16 protein-coding genes and 2 tRNA genes are annotated in these 19,113 nt (G+C 70.5%); 15 read left to right on the forward strand and 3 right to left on the reverse strand.

Features of this window, described 5'->3' with window-relative positions; all coding sequences use genetic code 11:
• Positions 1-159: 159 nt before the first annotated feature.
• The 7 genes from ACIQMR_RS00155 to ACIQMR_RS00185 all read left to right on the forward strand — a co-directional run bounded on the left by ACIQMR_RS00155 (position 160) and on the right by ACIQMR_RS00185 (position 9,202).
• Positions 160-1,659 carry an SDR family NAD(P)-dependent oxidoreductase gene (locus tag ACIQMR_RS00155; protein WP_401381041.1) on the forward strand — a complete coding sequence of 500 codons (1,500 nt, stop codon included), beginning with the start codon at positions 160-162 and terminating at the stop codon, positions 1,657-1,659.
• Positions 1,660-1,798: 139 nt separating this feature from the next.
• Positions 1,799-3,946: a hypothetical protein gene (locus tag ACIQMR_RS00160; RefSeq protein WP_401381043.1), complete on the forward strand. Its 2,148-nt coding sequence runs from the start codon at positions 1,799-1,801 to the stop codon at positions 3,944-3,946.
• A 174-nt stretch (positions 3,947-4,120) separates the two neighbouring features.
• Positions 4,121-5,248, forward strand: a complete 1,128-nt coding sequence (proB, locus tag ACIQMR_RS00165; RefSeq protein ID WP_401381046.1) for a glutamate 5-kinase — start codon at positions 4,121-4,123, stop codon at positions 5,246-5,248.
• A 142-nt stretch (positions 5,249-5,390) separates the two neighbouring features.
• A complete protein-coding gene (locus ACIQMR_RS00170) occupies positions 5,391-5,969 on the forward strand; it encodes a hypothetical protein (RefSeq protein WP_401381048.1) in 579 nt (192 codons plus the stop codon).
• 98 nt (positions 5,970-6,067) lie between these two features.
• Complete coding sequence (locus ACIQMR_RS00175) at positions 6,068-7,351, forward strand: glutamate-5-semialdehyde dehydrogenase (protein ID WP_401381051.1); 1,284 nt, start codon at positions 6,068-6,070, stop codon at positions 7,349-7,351.
• A gap of 66 nt (positions 7,352-7,417) precedes the next feature.
• Positions 7,418-8,020: a hypothetical protein gene (locus tag ACIQMR_RS00180; protein ID WP_401381054.1), complete on the forward strand. Its 603-nt coding sequence runs from the start codon at positions 7,418-7,420 to the stop codon at positions 8,018-8,020.
• Between the two features lie 78 nt (positions 8,021-8,098).
• On the forward strand, positions 8,099-9,202 hold the full coding sequence (locus tag ACIQMR_RS00185) for a hypothetical protein (protein WP_401381056.1): 1,104 nt from the start codon (positions 8,099-8,101) through the stop codon (positions 9,200-9,202).
• On the opposite strand, the gene ACIQMR_RS00190 is transcribed toward ACIQMR_RS00185, so the two are convergent.
• Positions 9,187-10,296: a M48 family metallopeptidase gene (locus ACIQMR_RS00190; RefSeq protein WP_401381059.1), complete on the reverse strand. Its 1,110-nt coding sequence runs from the start codon at positions 10,294-10,296 to the stop codon at positions 9,187-9,189. The two genes, ACIQMR_RS00185 and ACIQMR_RS00190, sit on opposite strands and share 16 nt — an antisense overlap.
• A gap of 287 nt (positions 10,297-10,583) precedes the next feature.
• Here ACIQMR_RS00190 and ACIQMR_RS00195 point away from each other — a divergent pair, with 287 nt between their 5' ends.
• From ACIQMR_RS00195 to ACIQMR_RS00230, 8 genes are all read left to right on the forward strand, one after another.
• Positions 10,584-10,745: a hypothetical protein gene (locus ACIQMR_RS00195; protein WP_340369463.1), complete on the forward strand. Its 162-nt coding sequence runs from the start codon at positions 10,584-10,586 to the stop codon at positions 10,743-10,745.
• Between the two features lie 38 nt (positions 10,746-10,783).
• Complete coding sequence (gene nadD, locus ACIQMR_RS00200) at positions 10,784-11,401, forward strand: nicotinate-nucleotide adenylyltransferase (RefSeq protein ID WP_266374263.1); 618 nt, start codon at positions 10,784-10,786, stop codon at positions 11,399-11,401.
• Positions 11,402-11,420: 19 nt separating this feature from the next.
• Positions 11,421-13,187, forward strand: coding sequence for an LCP family protein (locus tag ACIQMR_RS00205; protein ID WP_401381062.1), 1,767 nt, complete (start codon positions 11,421-11,423; stop codon positions 13,185-13,187).
• 110 nt (positions 13,188-13,297) lie between these two features.
• Positions 13,298-13,738 carry a ribosome silencing factor gene (rsfS, locus tag ACIQMR_RS00210; protein ID WP_401381065.1) on the forward strand — a complete coding sequence of 147 codons (441 nt, stop codon included), beginning with the start codon at positions 13,298-13,300 and terminating at the stop codon, positions 13,736-13,738.
• Positions 13,735-14,394, forward strand: a complete 660-nt coding sequence (locus ACIQMR_RS00215) for a histidine phosphatase family protein (protein WP_358667504.1) — start codon at positions 13,735-13,737, stop codon at positions 14,392-14,394. Before rsfS ends, ACIQMR_RS00215 begins: the two co-directional genes overlap by 4 nt.
• 94 nt (positions 14,395-14,488) lie before the next feature.
• A tRNA-Ala gene (locus ACIQMR_RS00220) sits at positions 14,489-14,561 on the forward strand.
• Positions 14,562-15,008: 447 nt separating this feature from the next.
• Positions 15,009-15,242 carry a hypothetical protein gene (locus tag ACIQMR_RS00225; protein ID WP_147986417.1) on the forward strand — a complete coding sequence of 78 codons (234 nt, stop codon included), beginning with the start codon at positions 15,009-15,011 and terminating at the stop codon, positions 15,240-15,242.
• Between the two features lie 303 nt (positions 15,243-15,545).
• Positions 15,546-15,618 (forward strand) — tRNA-Ala (locus ACIQMR_RS00230).
• A 65-nt stretch (positions 15,619-15,683) separates the two neighbouring features.
• Here the strand turns inward: ACIQMR_RS00230 and ACIQMR_RS00235 are convergent.
• Complete coding sequence (locus tag ACIQMR_RS00235) at positions 15,684-17,264, reverse strand: NADH-ubiquinone oxidoreductase-F iron-sulfur binding region domain-containing protein (RefSeq protein WP_358667457.1); 1,581 nt, start codon at positions 17,262-17,264, stop codon at positions 15,684-15,686.
• Entirely contained in the window at positions 17,261-18,778 is a 1,518-nt protein-coding gene (locus tag ACIQMR_RS00240; RefSeq protein ID WP_401381069.1) for a hypothetical protein, read from the reverse strand. The genes ACIQMR_RS00235 and ACIQMR_RS00240 overlap by 4 nt, the downstream gene beginning before the upstream one ends.
• Positions 18,779-19,113 lie beyond the last annotated feature (335 nt).

Raw genomic sequence — 19,113 nt, forward strand, 5'->3', positions numbered from 1 at the left:
ACCCCTTCGTCCCGTTCTGCCCTCCCGAACTTCCCTGGCCAGCGGGTGAACAGCCGGTTTCTGCAGGGTGTGGAGCGTTCGATGTCCGCCTTGCGGGACGGTCACGGAGAGTGCGACCATCACACCGTCCCCCAGTCATCGCAAGGTAGAGGTTCGTCTGTGTCCGTGCCGCACGAAGCCAAGCCCCGCACCACAGCAGTCGTGCTCGCCGGTGGTACCGGCCAGCGCGTGGGGCTCGCGATCCCCAAGCAGCTGCTGAAGATCGCCGGCAAGGCCGTCATCGAGCACACGCTGACGATCTTCGAGCAGGCGGAGGCCATCGACGATGTGATCGTGCTGATGGCGCCGGGGTTCGTGCCCGATGTCGAGAAGATCATCGCGAAGGCCGGACTGACGAAGGTCCGCAAGGTCATCGAGGGCGGCGCGACCCGCAACGAGACCACCGAGCGCGCGATCCGGGCCCTCGGCGAGGGCCTCGCCGAGGGGGAGGACGCCAACGTCCTCTTCCATGACGCGGTGCGTCCGCTTCTGTCACAGCGAGTGATCACGGACTGTGTCGACGCCCTGGAGCGCTACCAGGCGGTCGACGTCGCCATCCCCTCCGCGGACACCATCATCGTGACCCGCACGCACGGCGAGGACGGCGAGTTCATCACCGACGTCCCGGACCGGTCCCGGCTGCGCCGCGGCCAGACCCCGCAGGCGTTCAAGCTCTCCACGATCCGCCGGGCCTACGAGATCGCGGCCGGCGACCCCAACTTCCAGGCCACGGACGACTGCAGCGTCGTGCTCAAGTACCTGCCCGACGTGCCGATCTACGTCGTCGCGGGCGACGAGTACAACATGAAGGTGACCCAGCCGGTCGACGTCTTCATCGCCGACAAGCTGTTCCAGCTCGCCTCCTCCACCGCCCCGCGCCAGGCCGACGAGGCCGCCTACCGCGAACTGCTGGCCGGCAAGACCCTCGTCGTCTTCGGCGGCTCGTACGGCATCGGCGCGGACATCGCCGCCCTCGCCGAGCGGTACGGTGCGAAGGTCTACGCCCTGGGCCGCTCCACCACCGGCACCCATGTGGAGAACCCGGAGCACGTGGACGACGCGCTGTCCAAGGCCTACGCCGAGAGCGGCCGCGTCGACTACGTCATCAACACCGCGGGCGTCCTGCGTATCGGCAAGCTCGCGGAGACGGACAACGCGACCATTCAGGAAGCACTGAACGTCAATTATCTGGCGCCCGTCCAGATTGCTCGTGCTTCATACAAGTATTTGGCCGAGACCAAGGGCCAGCTGCTGCTCTACACCTCCTCCAGCTACACCCGCGGCCGCGCCGAATACAGCCTTTACTCGTCCACCAAGGCGGCCATGGTGAATCTCACCCAGGCCCTCTCCGACGAATGGGCGGCCGACGGAATCCGTGTGAATTGCGTCAATCCGGAGCGCACGGCCACGCCGATGCGCACCAAGGCGTTCGGCCAGGAGCCGTCCGGCTCGCTGCTGTCCTCCGAGGCCGTGGCCCGGACCTCGCTGGACGTGCTGCTTTCCGAGCTGACCGGCCATGTCATCGACGTACGGCAGCAGGACCCGACCCGCGAGGCCAGCGAGGCCTCCGGATTCGAGCAGGCTCTGGCGTCCGTCCTGGACCGCCAGGAAGATGTGTAATACTTCTCCATCAATGTGTGAATGATCTTACTCGGGCCTCTGAGATCGCGTCCGCGATACAGAGGCCCGAGTGCGTAAGGCCCCGCCTTCACAATTTCCTTAAACGTGAATCAACCGGCACCTTTGGAGCAGGTTCTACGTGATTTCGACCGCCATTCGCCTGGCACGTGTGGGCAGCCGGTCAGAGCTGGCCGCCGCAGTCCTGATGGGACTGGGCTACCCCTGCGTCATGATCGCCGCGCTGATCCCGAACATCTGGATGTTCGCGGCAGCCGCGGCCGTGACCTATGCCGCGGACTGGTATCTGCACCAGCGCGGCAGCTACCTGGTCAACCGCCTCAACAAGGTCCGGGCCGGTCTGCCGATCCGCTTCCTGCTCCGTCAGCTGCTGCTGATCCTGCTGCTCGCCCGCGAGAACCTCGCCGATCAGCCACTGTTCTACGCCGCGGTCGCCTGCTTCCTGCTCTTCTACGGTCTCCAGGCGCCGCACGGCGCACTGACCACCCTGATCCGGCTGCGCCGGGTCATGCCGGTCGTCACCCGCAACGTCGACCTCAACGCCGTACGCATCCCTGACGCCCCGCCGCGCGCCCTGCTGCGCCGTTCCGGCGAGAAGATGCTGCACCTCGACCTCCCCGCGATGGCGGGCGTGATCATCGCGGCCGCCTCCGGGCGCGACATCATCGGATACGTCGGCGCCGCCGTCACCATCGGCCTCGGCCTGCTCTACACCGTCGCCCTCGTGCCGTATCTGCGCCGCAGGCGCCGTGTGCCGTCCGCGCCCGCCGTGCTGAAGGCGGTGCAGAAGTGGCTCGGCGAGTACCAGCCGACCGTCGCCCTGTACTTCTCCGGGTCCGAGGACTCCGCGTACCAGGTCAACATGTGGCTGGAGACGATGGAGCAGATCGAGGGCCGGCCGGTCATCATCATGCGTGAACGCGGTCTGGTCGCGAAGCTCAACGAGACCTCCGTGCCCGTGCTCTGCATCCCCGGCGGCCAGCACCTGATGGCGATGAAGCTCGACTCGGTCCGTGTCACGCTCTACCCGGCCAACGTGGGCAAGAACATCCACATGCTGCGTGTCCCGACGATGAAGCACGTCTTCATCGGCCACGGCGACAGCGACAAGCTCGCCAGCGTCAACCCGTTCTCCAAGGTGTACGACGAGGTGTGGACCGCGGGACGGGCCGGCCGCGACCGGTACGCCCTCGCCGACGTCGGCGTCCGCGACGACGACATCGTCGAGGTGGGCCGCCCCCAGCTGGCCCCCATCAAGACCTGGACCGGGGCGCCGAAGAACCCCGTCCCGACCGTCCTGTACGCCCCCACCTGGGAGGGCTGGGACAACGACCCCGGCAACACCTCCCTGCTGCTCGCCGGTGAGAACATCGTCCGGCGGCTGCTGGAGGCCGAGCGCCCGGTGCGCGTGATCTACAAGCCGCACCCCTTCACCGGCATCCGCAACAAGAAGGCCCTCGCTGTGCACGAGCGGATCACGGCGATGGTGCAGCGGGCCGCCGCCGAGCGGGCCGACGACCCCCGCTGGGCCGAGCAGGCCGCCGCCGCGCAGCCGGACCAGGCCGCGGCCCGCGCCGAGCTGACCCGTGTCGAGGCCCGGCTCGCCGAGCTCACCAAGCCCGGCCGCGCCGGGGGCGACGAGGCGGAGGAGTCGAGGGTCTCCCTCGCCGACCCGGTGCGGCTCGCCGAGATCAAGCGGCTCCGGGCCGAGTGGAACGACGCCTACTGGCGCTCGTCCGGCTGGTGGGAGCACAGGGTCGTCACCGGCTCCGAGCCGAAGCTCTACGACTGCTTCAACGAGTCCGACGCCATGGTCTCCGACATCTCCAGCGTCGTCTCGGACTTCATCGCCAGCGGCAAGCCGTACGCGGTGACCGACTCGGCGGAGCTCGGCGTGGACGAGTTCAAGCGGCAGAACACGGCCGTACGTGCCGCGGTGATCCTCTCCAACAGTGCCGAGGAGCTCGACCGGCTCCTGGCCGCCGTGGCCGACCCGGCGGCCGACACCCTCGCGGACGCCCGCGCCGAGCTGAAGAAGTATCTGCTCGGGCCCGACGAGCCCACGTCCATCGAGCAGTTCGACACGGCGGTGCGCGCCCTCGCGGCCGAGGCGGAGGTCCGCAACACCGGCGTGGAACAGCGCATCGGAGAGCAGGCCATCGGCGAGCTCGACCGAGAGTCGGACGCAGGCGGCGCCGGCGGCGACACGGAGGGCACTGGCGCCACGGAAGCCGACGGCGCACCGGCCACGGCCACCGCCGCCCGCTGAGCTCCGGCCGCCTGCCGCCACCACCGGCGGCGGCCACTGCCTGAACGGCCCGTAAGACGCCCCGACGAGGGCGGACTTACGGGCCGTCGTGCATGGCGTCGGCACTGTCCACGCGCCTGTCCAGCGAGTGGAACGGACGCGCGCCGATCGTCACCGCTGGCATAGATTCGCCACGTGACAGTGGCAAGGCAGTACGTAACGGAAGCACGCAGGATCGTCGTCAAGGTCGGCTCGTCCTCGCTCACCACGGCCGCCGGGGGCCTCGACGCCGACCGGGTGGACGCTCTCGTCGACGTACTGGCCAAGGTCCGCAGCGGCGGCGAGAAGGAGGTCGTGCTGGTCTCCAGCGGCGCCATCGCCGCCGGACTCGCACCGCTCGGTCTGGCCCGGCGCCCCAAGGACCTGGCCCGCCAGCAGGCCGCCGCCAGTGTCGGCCAGGGCCTGCTCGTCGCCCGCTACACCGCCTCCTTCGCCCGCTACGGCGTCCGCGTCGGGCAGGTGCTCCTCACCGGCGACGACACCAGCCGCCGCGCCCACTACCGCAACGCCTACCGCACCCTGGACCAGCTGCTCGCCATGGGAGCGGTCCCGATCGTCAACGAGAACGACACGGTCGCCACGGACGAGATCCGCTTCGGCGACAACGACCGGCTCGCCGCCCTCGTCGCCCATCTCGTACGGGCCGATCTGCTGGTGCTGCTGTCCGATGTGGACGGTCTCTACGACGGCGACCCGAGCAGGCCCGGCACCTCGCGGATCGCGGAGGTCCACGGGCCCGAGGACCTGGCGGGCGTGGAGATCGGCTCGGCGGGGAAGGCGGGCGTCGGCACGGGCGGCATGGTCACGAAGGTCGAGGCGGCGCGTATCGCCGCGGCGGCCGGCGTCCCCGTGGTTCTCACCTCAGCCAGCAGGGCGGCCGACGCCCTCGCCGGACGCGACACCGGGACCTACTTCCGCAGGACCGGCCGGCGCTCCGCCGACCGGCTGCTCTGGCTCGCCCACGCCTCCACCCCGCAGGGCTCACTCACCCTCGACGACGGAGCCGTACGAGCCGTCGTGCAGGGCAAGAAGTCGCTGCTGCCGGCCGGAATCGCGGCGGTGGACGGCGAGTTCAGCGCCGGCGACCCGGTGGAGCTGCGCGACGGCGAAGGCCGCGCCGTCGCCCGGGGGCTCGTCAACTTCGACTCCAAGGAGATCCCGCTCCTCCTCGGCCGATCCACCCGCGACCTGGCCAAGGAACTCGGCCCCGCGTACGAACGAGAGGTCGTACACAGAGACGATCTCGTCGTACTCCACCCCTGACGCCGCCCCTGAAACGGCTGAAAGTCCGGCTCCCCGGCAAGGACCTTTACCAAAACCGCCCCACGCCCCCTCGCGGACTGGTCAACTTTGTCAGGGGGATAGGCGGAGTTCGGCACCACAACGCATCAACAGGAGGCCGCCGGTGAGACGAGCGCGCCCCGGGGCTGCGCCCCGCGGGACACGGGGAACCACCCACGCCCGCAGGGCCGTTGGGGAGCAGCGTTCCCTGAGCAGTGTGGAAGCAGGGGCCGACTTCCAGGATCCCGACGGTATCGGCACACTGGACGAACTCGTCGACGCCGACGCCGGCACCGACGAACCCGGTGGCACGGACCGTGAGCCCGGACGGGACCCCGAGCCGCACGGCAGCGAGCGCGTGATGTCCAAGCTGTGGCACGTCACGCTCTGCGTCTCGGGCGCGGAAGCCCCGCTGAAGGAGGTCAGACGCGGCCTGGAGCAGCTCGCCCACGACCACCCCTTCCTGCTGACCAGCCGGTACGCCAACGACCACGCCGAGATCCGCTACTGGGAAGAGGCCCGGGACCTCCACGACGCGGCGGCCGTCGCGCTGCGCCTGTGGGGCGAGCACCGCTCCAGCGCCAGACTGCCACCGTGGGAGATCGTCGGCCTGGAGGTCATCGACCGCGAGACGTATCACCAGCGCATCGCCGAGGGGTACGGTCCGCCCCCCGCGGCTCCGGTCGGCGTTCACCCTTTCTGACGAAGCCCGGCCCGGACACGTACCAGGGCCCGGTCCATGGCGTCTCGTAGTGCGGAATACGTGAGGGATGCCCGCAGACGGCGCATTACCCTGCGGGCATGACCTCGCTCTCGCCGTACGACAACCTGACCCCGGTCACCCAGGCCGCCTACCGGTCCCGCGCGGCCGCCGCCGACATCGCGCCACTTCCGCGCTCGGTGAAGGACGACGCCCTGCTGGCGATCGCCGACGCCCTCGAGGTCCGTACGAGCGAGATCGTCGCGGCCAACGCCGAGGACATCGCCCGCGCCCGTGAGGCGGGCACCAGCGAGTCGATCATCGACCGGCTCACGCTGACCCCGGAGCGGGTCCGGGCCATCGCCGCCGACGTCCGGGACGTCGCCGCACTGCCCGACCCCGTCGGCGAGGTCGTCCGCGGCTCGACCCTCCCCAACGGGATCGACCTGCGCCAGGTCCGCGTCCCCCTCGGCGTCGTCGGGATCATCTACGAGGCCCGTCCGAACGTCACCGTGGACGCCGCCGCGCTCTGTCTGAAGTCCGGCAACGCCGTCCTGCTCCGTGGCTCCTCCTCCGCCTACTCCTCCAACACGGCCCTGGTCAGGGTCCTGCGCGACGCCGTGGGCGGCGCCGGGCTGCCCGCCGACGCCGTGCAGCTCGTCCCGGGCGAGAGCCGCGACTCCGTGCGCGAGCTGATGCGTGCCCGCGGCCTCGTCGACGTCCTCATCCCGCGCGGCGGTGCCTCACTGATCCGCACCGTCGTCGAGGAGTCCACCGTCCCGGTCATCGAGACCGGCACCGGCAACTGCCACGTCTACGTCGACGCCCAGACCGACCTCGACATGGCCGTCGACATCCTGATCAACTCCAAGGCCCAGCGGCCCAGCGTCTGCAACGCCGCGGAGACCCTCCTCGTCCACCAGGACGTCGCGGCCGACTTCCTGCCGCGCGCCCTGGACGCCCTGGCCGAGGCCGGCGTCACCGTCCACGCCGACGAGCGCACCCTGGCCCTCGCCGAGGGCTCCAAGGCCACCGTCGTGCCCGCCACGGCCGAGGACTGGGAGACCGAGTACCTCTCCTACGACATCGCCGCCGCCGTCGTGGACTCCCTCGACACGGCCGTCGAGCACATCCGTCTCTGGTCCTCCGGGCACACCGAGGCCATCGTCACCACCTCCCAGGCCGCGGCCCGCCGCTTCACCCAGCTGGTCGACTCCACGACGGTCGCGGTGAACGCCTCGACCCGTTTCACCGACGGCAGCCAGTTCGGCTTCGGCGCCGAGATCGGCATCTCCACCCAGAAGCTGCACGCCCGAGGCCCGATGGGTCTGCCGGAGCTGACCTCGACCAAGTACATCGTGACCGGAGACGGTCACACCCGGTGACGGGCGAGTGCGGGCAGTTGCCCGCACTCCCTGCCGAAAGCCCTCTCCCAGGTCTACCCTGAAGGCGTGCCGGACGACGTGGGGGGCAGGCCGTTCCCGGACGGCTGGGAGCCCGACGACGACCGCGGAGGCGCGGACGAGGACTTCGCCCCCGTGGTGTTCGACGAGGACTTCGTACGGGCCGCGGCGGTCCATGAGCCCAGCGCCGTCGAGCGCCTCCTCGCCGCCGCCCAGGCCCGTGCCGAGGCCGAGGCCGCCCGCGCCCGGGCCGGTGGTGGTCCCGCAGACGACGAGCTCTACGACGACGGCTACGGCGCCGCCGGCGAGTACGGCCGGGAGCACGGCTACGGCGACCCCGACGGCCTCGGCCGCGACCAGGACCCCTACGGACCGCACGGCGGCTCCTTGCGCCCCTATCGCGGCACGGCCCGCTGGCACCGCCCGGTCGCCTGGGTCCTCGCCCTGGTGATGGGCATCGGCATGGTCGCCCTGGCCTTCACCGCCGTCTACCGGGGAGCCGCGGCAAACCGCCAGGACCGTGTCCCCACGCCCGCCACGACCGGCGTCGACGCCCCGTCCAAGGGGTCCGTACCGGACCGGGTGACCGGCCCCTCGGCCTCCGCCGAGTACTCCGCACCCCCCGTCTCCGCGGTTCCCCGCACTCCCTGACGGAGTGCGTGAGAGCTTGTCAGAACTTGTCGCGCAGCCGCGCGTTTACGTGTGGTTCCCCAGACCTACTCTGAAGGTATGGCAGGGCGTGGAGACCCACCTGAGGGGACACCCGAGGGGCTCCCCGGCGGAGGTGAGGACGAGTACCGGTCCGTCGTCTTCGACGAATCGTTCGTCCGCGCTGCCCGCCTTCAGGAGTACTCCGCGCAGGAACGGATGGGCGACCACGCCAGGGCCGTCCGCAGCCGGCCCGGGTGGAGCGCCCGCACCGGCTCCAGGTACGTCCTGTGGCTGGTCCTGCTGATCGCCCTGGCCTTCGGCACCGCCATCTACATGGGCGTGCGCCATCCCTACCGGCCACCGGCCTCGCAGCCGGCCCAGCCACTGCGCAGCACCGTCGTACCGCTCGCCCCCAAGGACGCCGTGCCCGGCGGGGACCCGGCCGAGCTCTACGCCCGCAGCCCCGCCGCCCAGTTCCGCACCGGCGCCGCCGGCATCACCCTCCCGGGCGCCCGGCGCACGAGGAATTTCTCCGACAGCCAGGTCATGACCGCGCTGACCATTGCCAAGGACTACCTCGTGGAGTCCTCCCTCGACCCCGAAGTGCTCAACGGCGGCGTCGTCCGGCCCGTGCGGGTCCTGCTCGACCCGGACCAGTTCGACCAGTTCGACCGGTCCCTGGCCGCCTCCGCGGACGACGGACGGCATGCGGCGACCGGCTGGCTGGTCCGCTTCGACCCGGCCGAGGTCGCCCTGGCCGATCCCGACGTACGGGTCCGGGGAACGCTCCGGGTCACCGACGTCGGACCCAACGCCCTCGAAGTGATCTCGGACCACACCTTCGTCTACGCGGTCCGCCCCGCAGACCCGGGCCCCGGGGCGGTCGCAGCTACGGGCGAGCGGGCCGGAGACCAGGCTGCGTCCCTGTTCACCGTCCGGCGTGAGCTGCACTTCCGCTTCGACCGCGACGACCTGCGCACCCATCGCGCCGAACTGCTCCACAGCTATCTGCAGGCCGGTCCGATGGCGTGCTCGGCCGATGCCGCCTCGGCGCTACAGCCCCTGACGGCGGGCCGACGGGCGACCCCGGAGGGCCCGACGGGCACCGACCCCTACGAGACGGGCCGGGCCGCCGCCGCGGTCTGCGGAGCCCTCGCGCCCGGGTCTCAGCCCTCGCCCTGACCCGCGGCGCCCGAGCCGCCGTCCGCCGGCCCGCTGCCGTTGCCACCGCCCTTGGCGCCGCCGCTGCCGGCCGCGCTCCCCGTGAACTTGTCGCGAAGCCTGCCGCCCAGGTCGCCCGCGCCGCCGGCTATGTCACCGACCAGCTTCATCAGCGGATCCTTGCTGGTACGCACCGTGTCCGCGTAGTGCGAGGCGGACTCACGGAAGGAGTCCGTGACCGACGTGTCCTTGTCCTCCGTACGGCGCGGGTAGTGGCCGTCCATGATCCGCTGGAAGTCGCGGCTCTCGGCCCACTTCTTCAGCTCGGCGGCGCGCACCGTGGTGAAGGGGTGCGTACGCGGCAGCACATTGAGGATCTTCAGCACGGAGTCCCGCAGATCGCCCCCCGCCTCGTACTCCTCGGCCTGCTCCAGGAAGGCGTCCACATTCATCTCGTGCAGGTGATTGCCACCGGCGATCTTCATCAGGCCGCGCATCGACGCCTGAAGATCCTGCCCCACCAGCAGACCTGCCCGGTCCGCGGACAGCTCCGACTTGCGGAACCACTCGCGCAGTGCCGTCACGATCGCCATGATCGCGACATTGCCGAGCGGGATCCAGGCGACCTTCATCGCGAGGTTGGTGAGGAAGAGCAGGATCGTGCGGTACACGGAGTGGCCGGAGAGGGCATGGCCCACCTCATGTCCTACGACCGCCCGCATCTCCTCCTCGTCGAGGAGCTCCACGAGGCCCGTCGTCACCACGATGATCGGCTCGTCCAGGCCGATGCACATGGCATTGGGCTTCGGGTCCTGCGTGACGTACATCGGCGGGACCTTCTCCAGGTCCAGGATGTAACAGGCGTCGCGGAGCATCGTGTGCAGATGCGTGAACTGGGCATCGCTCACCCGCACGGAGTCGGAGAGGAAGAGCAGCCGCAGACTGCGCTCAGGCAGCAGCCCGCTCAGCGCCTTGAACACGGTGTCGAACCCGGTCAGCTTGCGCAGCGCGACCAGCGCCGAGCGGTCCGCGGGGTGTTCGTACGCCCGCGAGGAGATGGCGGGGAAACGCTTGCGCTGCCTGCTCGGCACATTCTCGGAACTGCTGTCGGTCATCGGGTGCCCCCTGTTCTCCACGAGTCCTTCGTGTCCTTGTGAGTCGTGACCCGTCCCCCTGACAGACCCCAGACTAGGCGCTGTGGTTGCGAGGCCGGGGAGCCTGTGGACAACTCCGCGGTCCCGTGGACACCGCCGGGTCGGCCGACCCGGCGCACCGTGCGACCGCCGTGAAATCCGCGGCGACGAAACCGACAACGACTGAGTCGGCGTGAGCGTGCCCGGAGCACCCGCATACGATGTGCCCGAAGTCTCCCTCCGACTCCGATCGATAGGTCCTGCAGAAGATGAGTCTCGCCAGCACCGCCGCCAACCTGGTCACTCTCGCCGAGGGCGCCGAGCACGGTGGCAACCACGAAAGCCTCAGCCCCTACCTCACCGGTTTCGGCGCCCTGGGCGCGCTGCTCCTGCTGCTGTGGATCACCACCCGCTTCAACCGCGACCGCTGAGGCGGGATCGAACCCCCGTACCAGTAGGCTCTGCACGCATGGGACAGCAGGAAGTGCCTACCGGCCGCGGCAAGCGCCGACTCGGCGTCATGGGCGGGACGTTCGACCCGATCCACCATGGACACCTGGTGGCCGCCAGCGAGGTGGCCGCCCTGTTCCACCTCGACGAGGTGGTGTTCGTGCCGACCGGGCAGCCGTGGCAGAAGAGCCACAAGGTGGTCACACCGGCGGAGGACCGCTATCTGATGACGGTCATCGCCACGGCGTCCAACCCGCAGTTCTCGGTGAGCCGCATCGACATCGACCGCGGCGGCCCGACGTACACGATCGACACCCTGCGGGACCTGCGGGCGCTCAACACCGACGCGGACCTCTTCTTCATCACCGGGGCCGACGCGCTCGCCCAGATCCTCACCTGGCGTGACGCCGAAGAGCTGTTCTCGCTCTCGCACTTCGTCGGCGTCACCCGGCCGGGCCACGACCTGACCGACGACGGGCTCCCCAAGGGCGGTGTCTCCCTCGTGGAGGTGCCGGCGCTGGCGATCTCGTCCACCGACTGCCGGGCGAGGGTGGCGCAGGGCGACCCGGTCTGGTATCTGGTGCCGGACGGTGTGGTGCGCTACATCGACAAGCGCCAGTTGTACCGCGGCGAGTGAGCCACGGAGAGGGGCACCGGTGAACGACCAGCAGAACCCGTACGACCCGTACTACCCGCAGCAGCCACAGATCATCGGCTACGACGAGTACGGGCAGCCGGTCTACCAGCAGCCCCAGCACACTCAGCAGTCCCACGGTTACGATCCGTACGCGCAACAGTCCCAGCAGCAGCAGCAGGGATACGGCTACGACCCGTATGCCCAACCGCAGCAACAGCCTCAGCAGCGGCCGCAGCAACAGCCCCAGCAGCAGCCGCAGGGGTACGACCCCTACGGCCGGCAGCCCCACACGCAGGGCGGCGGCTACGGCTACGACGGCTACGGCTATGACACCGGCCAGCAGGCCGCCGTCGACACCACGCAGCAGTGGAGCGCCCCGCCTCAGCCGCCGGCGGCCCCGGCGCAGCCTCAGCCCCGGGGGCAGCAGCCCCCCGCGCCACCCGCACCCGAGCGGGGCGCCGCCGTGCCCGGGCAGCGCCGGCCCGCCCCCGAGGGGACCGACCGGGGCACCGGCGCAGGCGGCGGCGACCGCGACTACGGCACCGAGCAGTTCTCGTTCGTCGAGGAGCCGGACGAGGACTCCGAGGACGTCATCGACTGGCTGAAGTTCACCGAGAGCCGCTCCGAGCGGCGCGAGGAGGCCAAGCGCCGAGGCCGCAACCGTGTCGTCGCGTTCGTCGTCGTCCTCGCCCTGGTCCTCGCCGGTGGCGTGGGTTACCTCTGGTACACCGGCAAGCTGCCCGGAACCTCCGAATCCGGCGGTGCGAAGAACACCGCTACGGGCCCGCAGAAGCGGGACGTGATCGTGCTGCACCTGCACAACACCAAGCAGAAGGGCACGTCGACCGCCCTGCTCGTCGACAACTCGACGACCAAGCAGGGCACCACCGTCCTGCTGCCCAACTCCCTCTCCGTGGCCAACGACGAGGGCACCTCCACCACGCTCGGCAAGTCCGTCGACGAGGACGGCACCACGGGCACCCGCGAGTCGATCAGCTCCCTGCTCGGCACCCGGATCACCGGCACCTGGCGGCTGGACACCCCGTACCTGGAGAACCTCGTCGAGCTGGTCGGCGGCATCGACATCACCACCGACACCGATGTGCCCGGCGCGAAGAAGGGCGAGGCGCCGCTGGTGAAGAAGGGCGAGAACCAGACGCTCAACGGCCGCATGGCCGTCGCCTACGCCACCTACCGCGCCCCCGGCGAGGCCGAGGCCCAGCAGCTGCAGCGCTTCGGACAGGTGATGTACGGCGTGCTGCGCAAGGTGCCGAGCGAGGCGAAGGCCGCCACGGTGACCGTCGAGACGCTGGCCCAGATCCTCGACCCGTCACTGCCCGAGAAGGACCTGGGCGCCTCGCTGGCGAAGCTCGCCGAGCACGCCAAGGGCGGCGACTACAAGACCGCGCTGCTGCCCGTCCAGCAGGACGGCAGGCTCAGCCAGGAGGCGAGCGACAGCGTCGTCAAGGACATCCTGGGCGGCAAGATCAGCGCTCCGGAGCAGGGCGCGGCGGTGCGGGTCGGTGTGCGCAACGCCAGCGGCGACGGCGACGCCACCGAGGACAGCAGGATCGTGCTGGTGAACGGCGGCTACGCGTTCGTCGACGCGGGCAAGGCGGATACGGAGTCGTCCTCGCAGGTCATCTACGGTGACGCGGCCCAGAAGCAGAACGCCGTGGAGGTCGCCAAGACCCTGGGTCTGAAGGAGAGCGCGGTCGAGAAGGGCAAGGCGGCCGCCAACGCCGACGTCCTGGTCGTCCTCGGCCAGGACTACGAGGCCCGCTGATCGGACACCGGCGCTCCCGCCCCGGCACCGGGGCGGGGGTAATGCCTGCAGGGGTTGTCGGCGGTCCGTGAGACCCTTGAAGGGTCCCGACCGCCGACGAAAGCCTGCTTGTGACCGCTACGGACCGTTCCATCGAGCTCATCAACGTCGCCGCACAGGCGGCCGCGGACAAGCTCGCGCACGACATCATCGCGTACGACGTCAGCGACGTGCTGTCGATCACCGACGCTTTTCTGCTCGCCTCCGCCCCCAGCGACCGCCAGGTCAAGTCGATCGTCGACGAGATCGAGGAGAAGCTGCTGAAGGACCTCGGCGCCAAGCCCGTACGCCGGGAGGGCGACCGCGACGCACGGTGGATCCTGCTCGACTACGTCGACATCGTCGTGCACGTGCAGCACAGCGAGGAGCGCGTCTTCTACGCCCTGGAGCGGCTGTGGAAGGACTGCCCCGAGCTGCCGCTGCCCGAGGACGCGCAGAAGACCCGTGGCAAGGCCGAGGAGCACGCCAAGCTCATGGGCGACGGCAGTGGGACGGACGGTGAGCTGAGCTGAGCGGCAGCGACGCCGGCAAGGGCAGGGGGCGCCGCATCGTCCTGTGGCGCCACGGCCAGACGGCCTGGAATCTGGAGCGCCGTTTCCAGGGCTCCACGGACATCGACCTCACCGAAACCGGCGTCGGTCAGGCCCGCCGGTCCGCCCGGCTGCTCGCCTCGCTGAAGCCGGACGCGATCATCGCCTCCGACCTGAAGCGGGCGGCGGCCACCGCCGGCCAGCTCGCCGCGATCACCGGTCACGAGATCACCTACGACGCCGCACTGCGCGAGACCTACGCGGGTGCCTGGCAGGGCCTCACCCACGAGGAGATCGTCGAGCTCTACGGCGAGCAGTACGCGGCCTGGAAGCGCGGCGAGCCCGTGCGCCGCGGCGGTGGCGAACTGGAGACCGAGGTCGCCGACCGGGCCGCTCCGGTCGTCGTCCGCCATGCCGACGACCTCCCCGACGGCGGCACGCTCGTCGTGGTCAGCCACGGCGGCACGATCCGCACCACCATCGGCCGGCTGCTCGGTCTGGAGGCCCACCACTGGGAGGGTCTGGGCGGCCTGTCCAACTGCTGCTGGTCCGTCCTCGGCGAGGGCGCCCGGGGCTGGCGTCTGCTGGAGCACAACGCGGGCACGCTCCCCGAGCCGGTCCTCGGCGACGACGACTGAGGGCCCTGCCGCCCGGGACCGGCCGGATTTCACTTTCCGGCTGGTCACAGGCTAAGGTTCTTCTTGTTCGCAGCGCGGAGCGCGAAGAACACAAGGGGCTATAGCTCAGTTGGTAGAGCGCTTGCATGGCATGCAAGAGGTCAGGAGTTCAATTCTCCTTAGCTCCACAGCATCATCATCCGGATCCCGTTCCCCTCAGGGGGGCGGGATTCTGTGTTTCTCGCCGTTTCCCCTGGCCAAGGGCGTCAGGGCGGGCTTCCTCAGCGCCGCGCGCGGGCGCAGGCGCCGTCCCGCACGCGGTGGGTGAGCGCCCTCACGCCGGTGGTCGTGGTGATCCCGGGAGCGATGTCCGGTCTCGTTCGCCGACGTCGATGACCACCTTGCCGGGCCATGGCAGAATCGGGACGGCTGGAGGGGGATGACGGCCTGAACGGGAGGAAGCGGCGATGCCCGGAGGCAGCATCGAGGAGGATGATGACCTGCTCGTCGCTGCAGAGGTTTCTGCCCGCCTCAGCTGCCCCTCTTGTGGTTCGTCCCATGTTGCCCAAGTGCTCGGCGACAACGGAGGTATCTCGTACGTGTGCACGGCCTGCGGCCACAGCTGGAGCTGAATGATGGGTGCACACAGGAGGAAGTGCGACTGGTGCGGCGGCGGTACACCCATCGTCCGTGACATGGACCCGGTCAACCCCGAGTACCAGTACTGGTGCGAGGAGTGCGCGCGAGCGCTGATCATAAAAGGCGACCCCATCGAGACCTACCGGGAACTCGAGGGGGAGCCGATCTACGGACGGCTGCTCGACGAGCACTGCACGCTCAAGCGCTTCTACTCCTTCGCGACGGCCTGACGCCCAGGACGGGCCCGCACCGCCACAACCCGGCCGGCGCGGCGACGCCGGCCGCACGTACGACGACCCCGGCAGCACGCACGACGCCGACAGCACGTTCGGCGGCGTCAGCACCATCACCCCGACGTCCAGTGTGAGTTCGGGCGGAGTGGACCATCATTGCGGTCACGATCACGAACAGGTGTGTTGCCGGTCATATCGGTGCGGACCGGAAACGATTTGGTGAACCCCCGGGGGGACCGTGTAATGTTCTCTCTGTCGCCGCGGGGGAAACCCAGAGAAGCAGGAAGCGGCGGACAGCACGGGGCTATAGCTCAGTTGGTAGAGCGCTTGCATGGCATGCAAGAGGTCAGGAGTTCAATTCTCCTTAGCTCCACAGCAGCTCGTCAGAGCACAAGAAGAGGGCCATCCGATCCGGATGGCCCTCTTCTGTGTCTCCCGTCAACCCCGGCCGCTGCCAAGGGCCTTACGGTCGCCGCCCGGAGGCAGCGCCGGCCGGCGCTCGGCGGGCGCCTGCTCGATACGGAGCGCGAGGGCCGGGCAGCGGCGTACAGCACGCTGTGCCCGCCCGCGCAGATGCATCGGAACCGAAGCCTCCGCCACCGACGGGTATCCGTCGGCGCCCATACGGATCAGCTCCGGCACGATCTCCGCGCAGATGCCGTGCCCCTGGCAGAGCGTCCAGTCCACGGCGAGCTTCTCACCGCTCGGGATGGACTCCTCCGCCTCCTGGTAGCCGGGACCGGGCAGCGGCAGCACACCGACCGTCTCGCGGCCGCAGCCGCCGTGCAGGACGTGCGCGGCGAGGTCGTCGGTGAACGCCGACAGAGTGGAGGCGAAGAAGCGCGCGGAGCCGTCGGGGTGCTTGCACGCGCCCCGGCCCTTGACCGCCTGGGTCACCTCGCGCAGCGCCTCCAGGGCGGCCGGTCCGCCGCCGTTGATCACGTCCGACAGCCCGCCGGCGGCCGCGGGCAGGCCCAGCTTGCAGGGGCCGCACTGGCCGGCCGTCTCGGCCGCGAGCCAGTTCGCCACGCGCTGCGCCTCTCCGAGCGGACAGGTCTCGGGACCGATCGGCAGGATCGCGCCCGCGCCGAGTGAGCCGCCCACATTGGCGAGCGACTCCCTCGAGATCACCGCGTCGTGCGTGGCCGCCGCGTCGATCCAGTTGCCGTGGTAACCGCCGGTGAGCACGCCCTGGGGGACCGGCGGCGCTCCCGCCAGCTGCAGCACGTACCGCATGGGAACACCGGTCGGCACCTCGATCACCATGGGGCGTGCGACCGCCCCCGAGACCGTCAGCATGACGGTGCCCGGCTCGTTCTCCAGGCCCGTGTGGCCGTACCTGCGGGCGCCGATCCGGGCGGCGATGGCGATCTGGGCGAACGTCTCCGCGTTCGACAGGAGTGTCGGCGCGCCGCCGACGCCCGTGTCCGACGCGCGCTCACGGCGCCCGGGCGGCAGCGCGGGTCCGCCACCGATCGCCCGGATGACCGCCGACGCCTCACCGGAGACCATGCGCTCGGGGTTGCGCTGCACCCGCGCACGCAGCTGCTGTCCGCGCCGGTCCGACAGCCCCCGCTCGGCGAGGGCGGCACGCATCGAGATCTCGGTGGAGTTGCGGGTCACCGCGACGATCAGGGTGCGTGCGCCCAGGGCCTCGGCGGCCAGCAGCGCGCCGTCCAGGATGAGGTGCGGTGCACGGTTGAGCAGCACGGTGTCCTTGCGGCACGCCGGCTCGCCCTCGCTGCCGTTGATCACGACGACGGGACGCACACCCCGCCGGATGGCCGACTTGGCCACGGCCCGGAGTTTCTGGGCGAACGGGAAGCCCGCGCCGCCACGGCCGCGCAGGGATATGTTCTCGGCGAGCTGCGCCAGCCGCTCCCCGCTCATGGGTTCGAGCGGGCCGTGCACCTTCAGATGCATGGAGAGGTCGAGCCGCTCGACCAGATCGAACCCCTGGGTCAGCTGGGGGAGGCCGACGACGCGGACTTCGGGGACATCGGGGAGGGGGGCGTTCACGGTCGGTCTCCTGCGGGTGTGTTCCAGGGTTCCCCGGCCGGGGGCTGATAGAGCGGGCCGGGCGACGGCTGTGTCTCGTCCAGCGGGCCCATGAGGGGGTCGCCGGGCGTCGTGCCGTCGTAGCCGCCTGTGGTGCCGGCGGTGCCGTACGGGGATCCGGGGTCGTACGCGGATCCGGTGGTGCCGTACGGGGAGCCCGTCGCCGTCGCGTACGCGTCGTTGTACGGGGAGGTGGCGCCGGTGTCGTACGGGGAGGACGTCGGCGGCTGAGGGAAGGCCTGCGCGGGCGGCGGCGGGGAGGGGGCCGGCCAGAGACCGGAGCGGGGCGCGGAATCGTCCACCACGGGCAGCTCCTCGGTCATGGGAATGCGCTCGGCGAACGGGATGTCGCCCGAGGGCGCTCCCGGGAAGGCCGGGCTCCCCGCGGCGGTACGCGCGGTGGCGTCACCGGCCAGGGAGACGGCGCGGTAGGCGGCGGAGATCCCCGTTCCGGGGCCGTCGCCGGACAGCGGCCCGCCGGGCACCGGGCCGGCTCCGGGGAAGGACCCCGCGGCCGCGGCCGGCTCGGAGGAGGGGGCCGGTGCGGCTTCGTAGAGCTGCTGCGTCGCCTCGTACAACGGCGGGGACGGGGCGGCGAGCCTGCGCGGCTCGCCGCGTGACGAGCCGAGCGGCTGCCCCATGGGCGAGCCGAGAGCCGATCCCATGGGCGGTCCGAGCGGGCGGCTCGGCGCATCGTCGCGTTCGGCGGTGGCGCGCTGGAACTCGCGCTCGTACCGCGGCTGTGCGGGAATGCCCGAGGCGCCGGGGAGGGGCGCCGTCGACGGGTCGCGCAGGCCCTGCTCCGCAGCCGCGGGGCCCTCACCGGTCGCGCCGGTCAGGATCATGATCCGCTCGACGAGCTGCCGCTTCACCGGGCGCGGCAGCAGCCGCAGGGACACGGCGGCGGCGACTCCGGCCAGCGACAGGGAGTACATGACGATCACCCAGACGGCCGCGGGGCGACCCGCGTAGAGCCCGTGCACGAGTGCCGAGCACCAGGCCGGGTAGGCCAGCATGTGCAGTGCCCGCCAGCGGCCGGCGATCCGGCTGTTGCCGGCGAGGGCGCTGCGCGCGGCGCCGGTCGAGGCGGCGATCACCATCAGCAGACCGGCGAGGGAGCCGAAGCCGATGAGGCCGGACGTACCGGTGATGCCGAGTCCGAACGGGACGAGGGCGCCGAGCAGTTCGACGTGTCCGAGCGAGACCTTGACCGTGGCGTGCAGCAGCAGAAAGCCGAGCGAGGCGACGGCGGTGGTCCGGTGGATGGCCTGGGCGAGCAGACGGTGGCGTGTGGAGAGGAACACGCGGTCGGTGGCGATGAGGCCCCAGGCGACCGAGGCGGTCAGGGAGACCAGGGACAGAACTCCGGTGGTGAAATCGAGCGCGGCGCGGAACGTATCACTGCCGGCTATGGCGAGCAGGGGTATGAGCACGAGAGCGGCAACGACAAGTCCGCCCTGTGTCTGCCTGCTCATGCCCGGTTCTCCGGGCGACGAACGGATCTTGCGACGAGGGTTCATGGGGGCGACTCCGAATGGTGCGGGAAAGCGGTCCCGTGGGTCGCACTCTAAGTCGCGTCATACCAATGGGTACCAGGTTTCGTTGTTTAGTGGTGAGGCTGACCGACAACTGACTCTGGGGTTGCCCCGGATAGGGGCGATACGCCGAGTAACTTCGATGCCCGGAACGGCTTCTCACTCGTACGGAGGACGTCCGCCAGTCTGGTGTCGGACGTTCTGCCGGACTCCGGACATCCGCGCGGAAGGCCTCGGATGCCTGGCAGACACCTCTTCAGAGACCCGCCCCTCCG

The sequence above is a fragment of the Streptomyces sp. NPDC091376 genome, from assembly GCF_044757085.1.
Lineage (GTDB): Bacteria > Actinomycetota > Actinomycetes > Streptomycetales > Streptomycetaceae > Streptomyces > Streptomyces pratisoli.

Coding starts and splice junctions, on each gene's coding strand:
- ACIQMR_RS00175 (WP_401381051.1), top strand. CDS start 6,068: ATGACCTCGCTCTCGCCGTACGACAACCTGACCCCGGTCACCCAGGCC.
- ACIQMR_RS00185 (WP_401381056.1), top strand. CDS start 8,099: ATGGCAGGGCGTGGAGACCCACCTGAGGGGACACCCGAGGGGCTCCCC.
- ACIQMR_RS00190 (WP_401381059.1), bottom strand. CDS start 10,296: ATGACCGACAGCAGTTCCGAGAATGTGCCGAGCAGGCAGCGCAAGCGT.
- ACIQMR_RS00195 (WP_340369463.1), top strand. CDS start 10,584: ATGAGTCTCGCCAGCACCGCCGCCAACCTGGTCACTCTCGCCGAGGGC.
- nadD (WP_266374263.1), top strand. CDS start 10,784: ATGGGACAGCAGGAAGTGCCTACCGGCCGCGGCAAGCGCCGACTCGGC.
- ACIQMR_RS00225 (WP_147986417.1), top strand. CDS start 15,009: ATGGGTGCACACAGGAGGAAGTGCGACTGGTGCGGCGGCGGTACACCC.
- ACIQMR_RS00240 (WP_401381069.1), bottom strand. CDS start 18,778: ATGAGCAGGCAGACACAGGGCGGACTTGTCGTTGCCGCTCTCGTGCTC.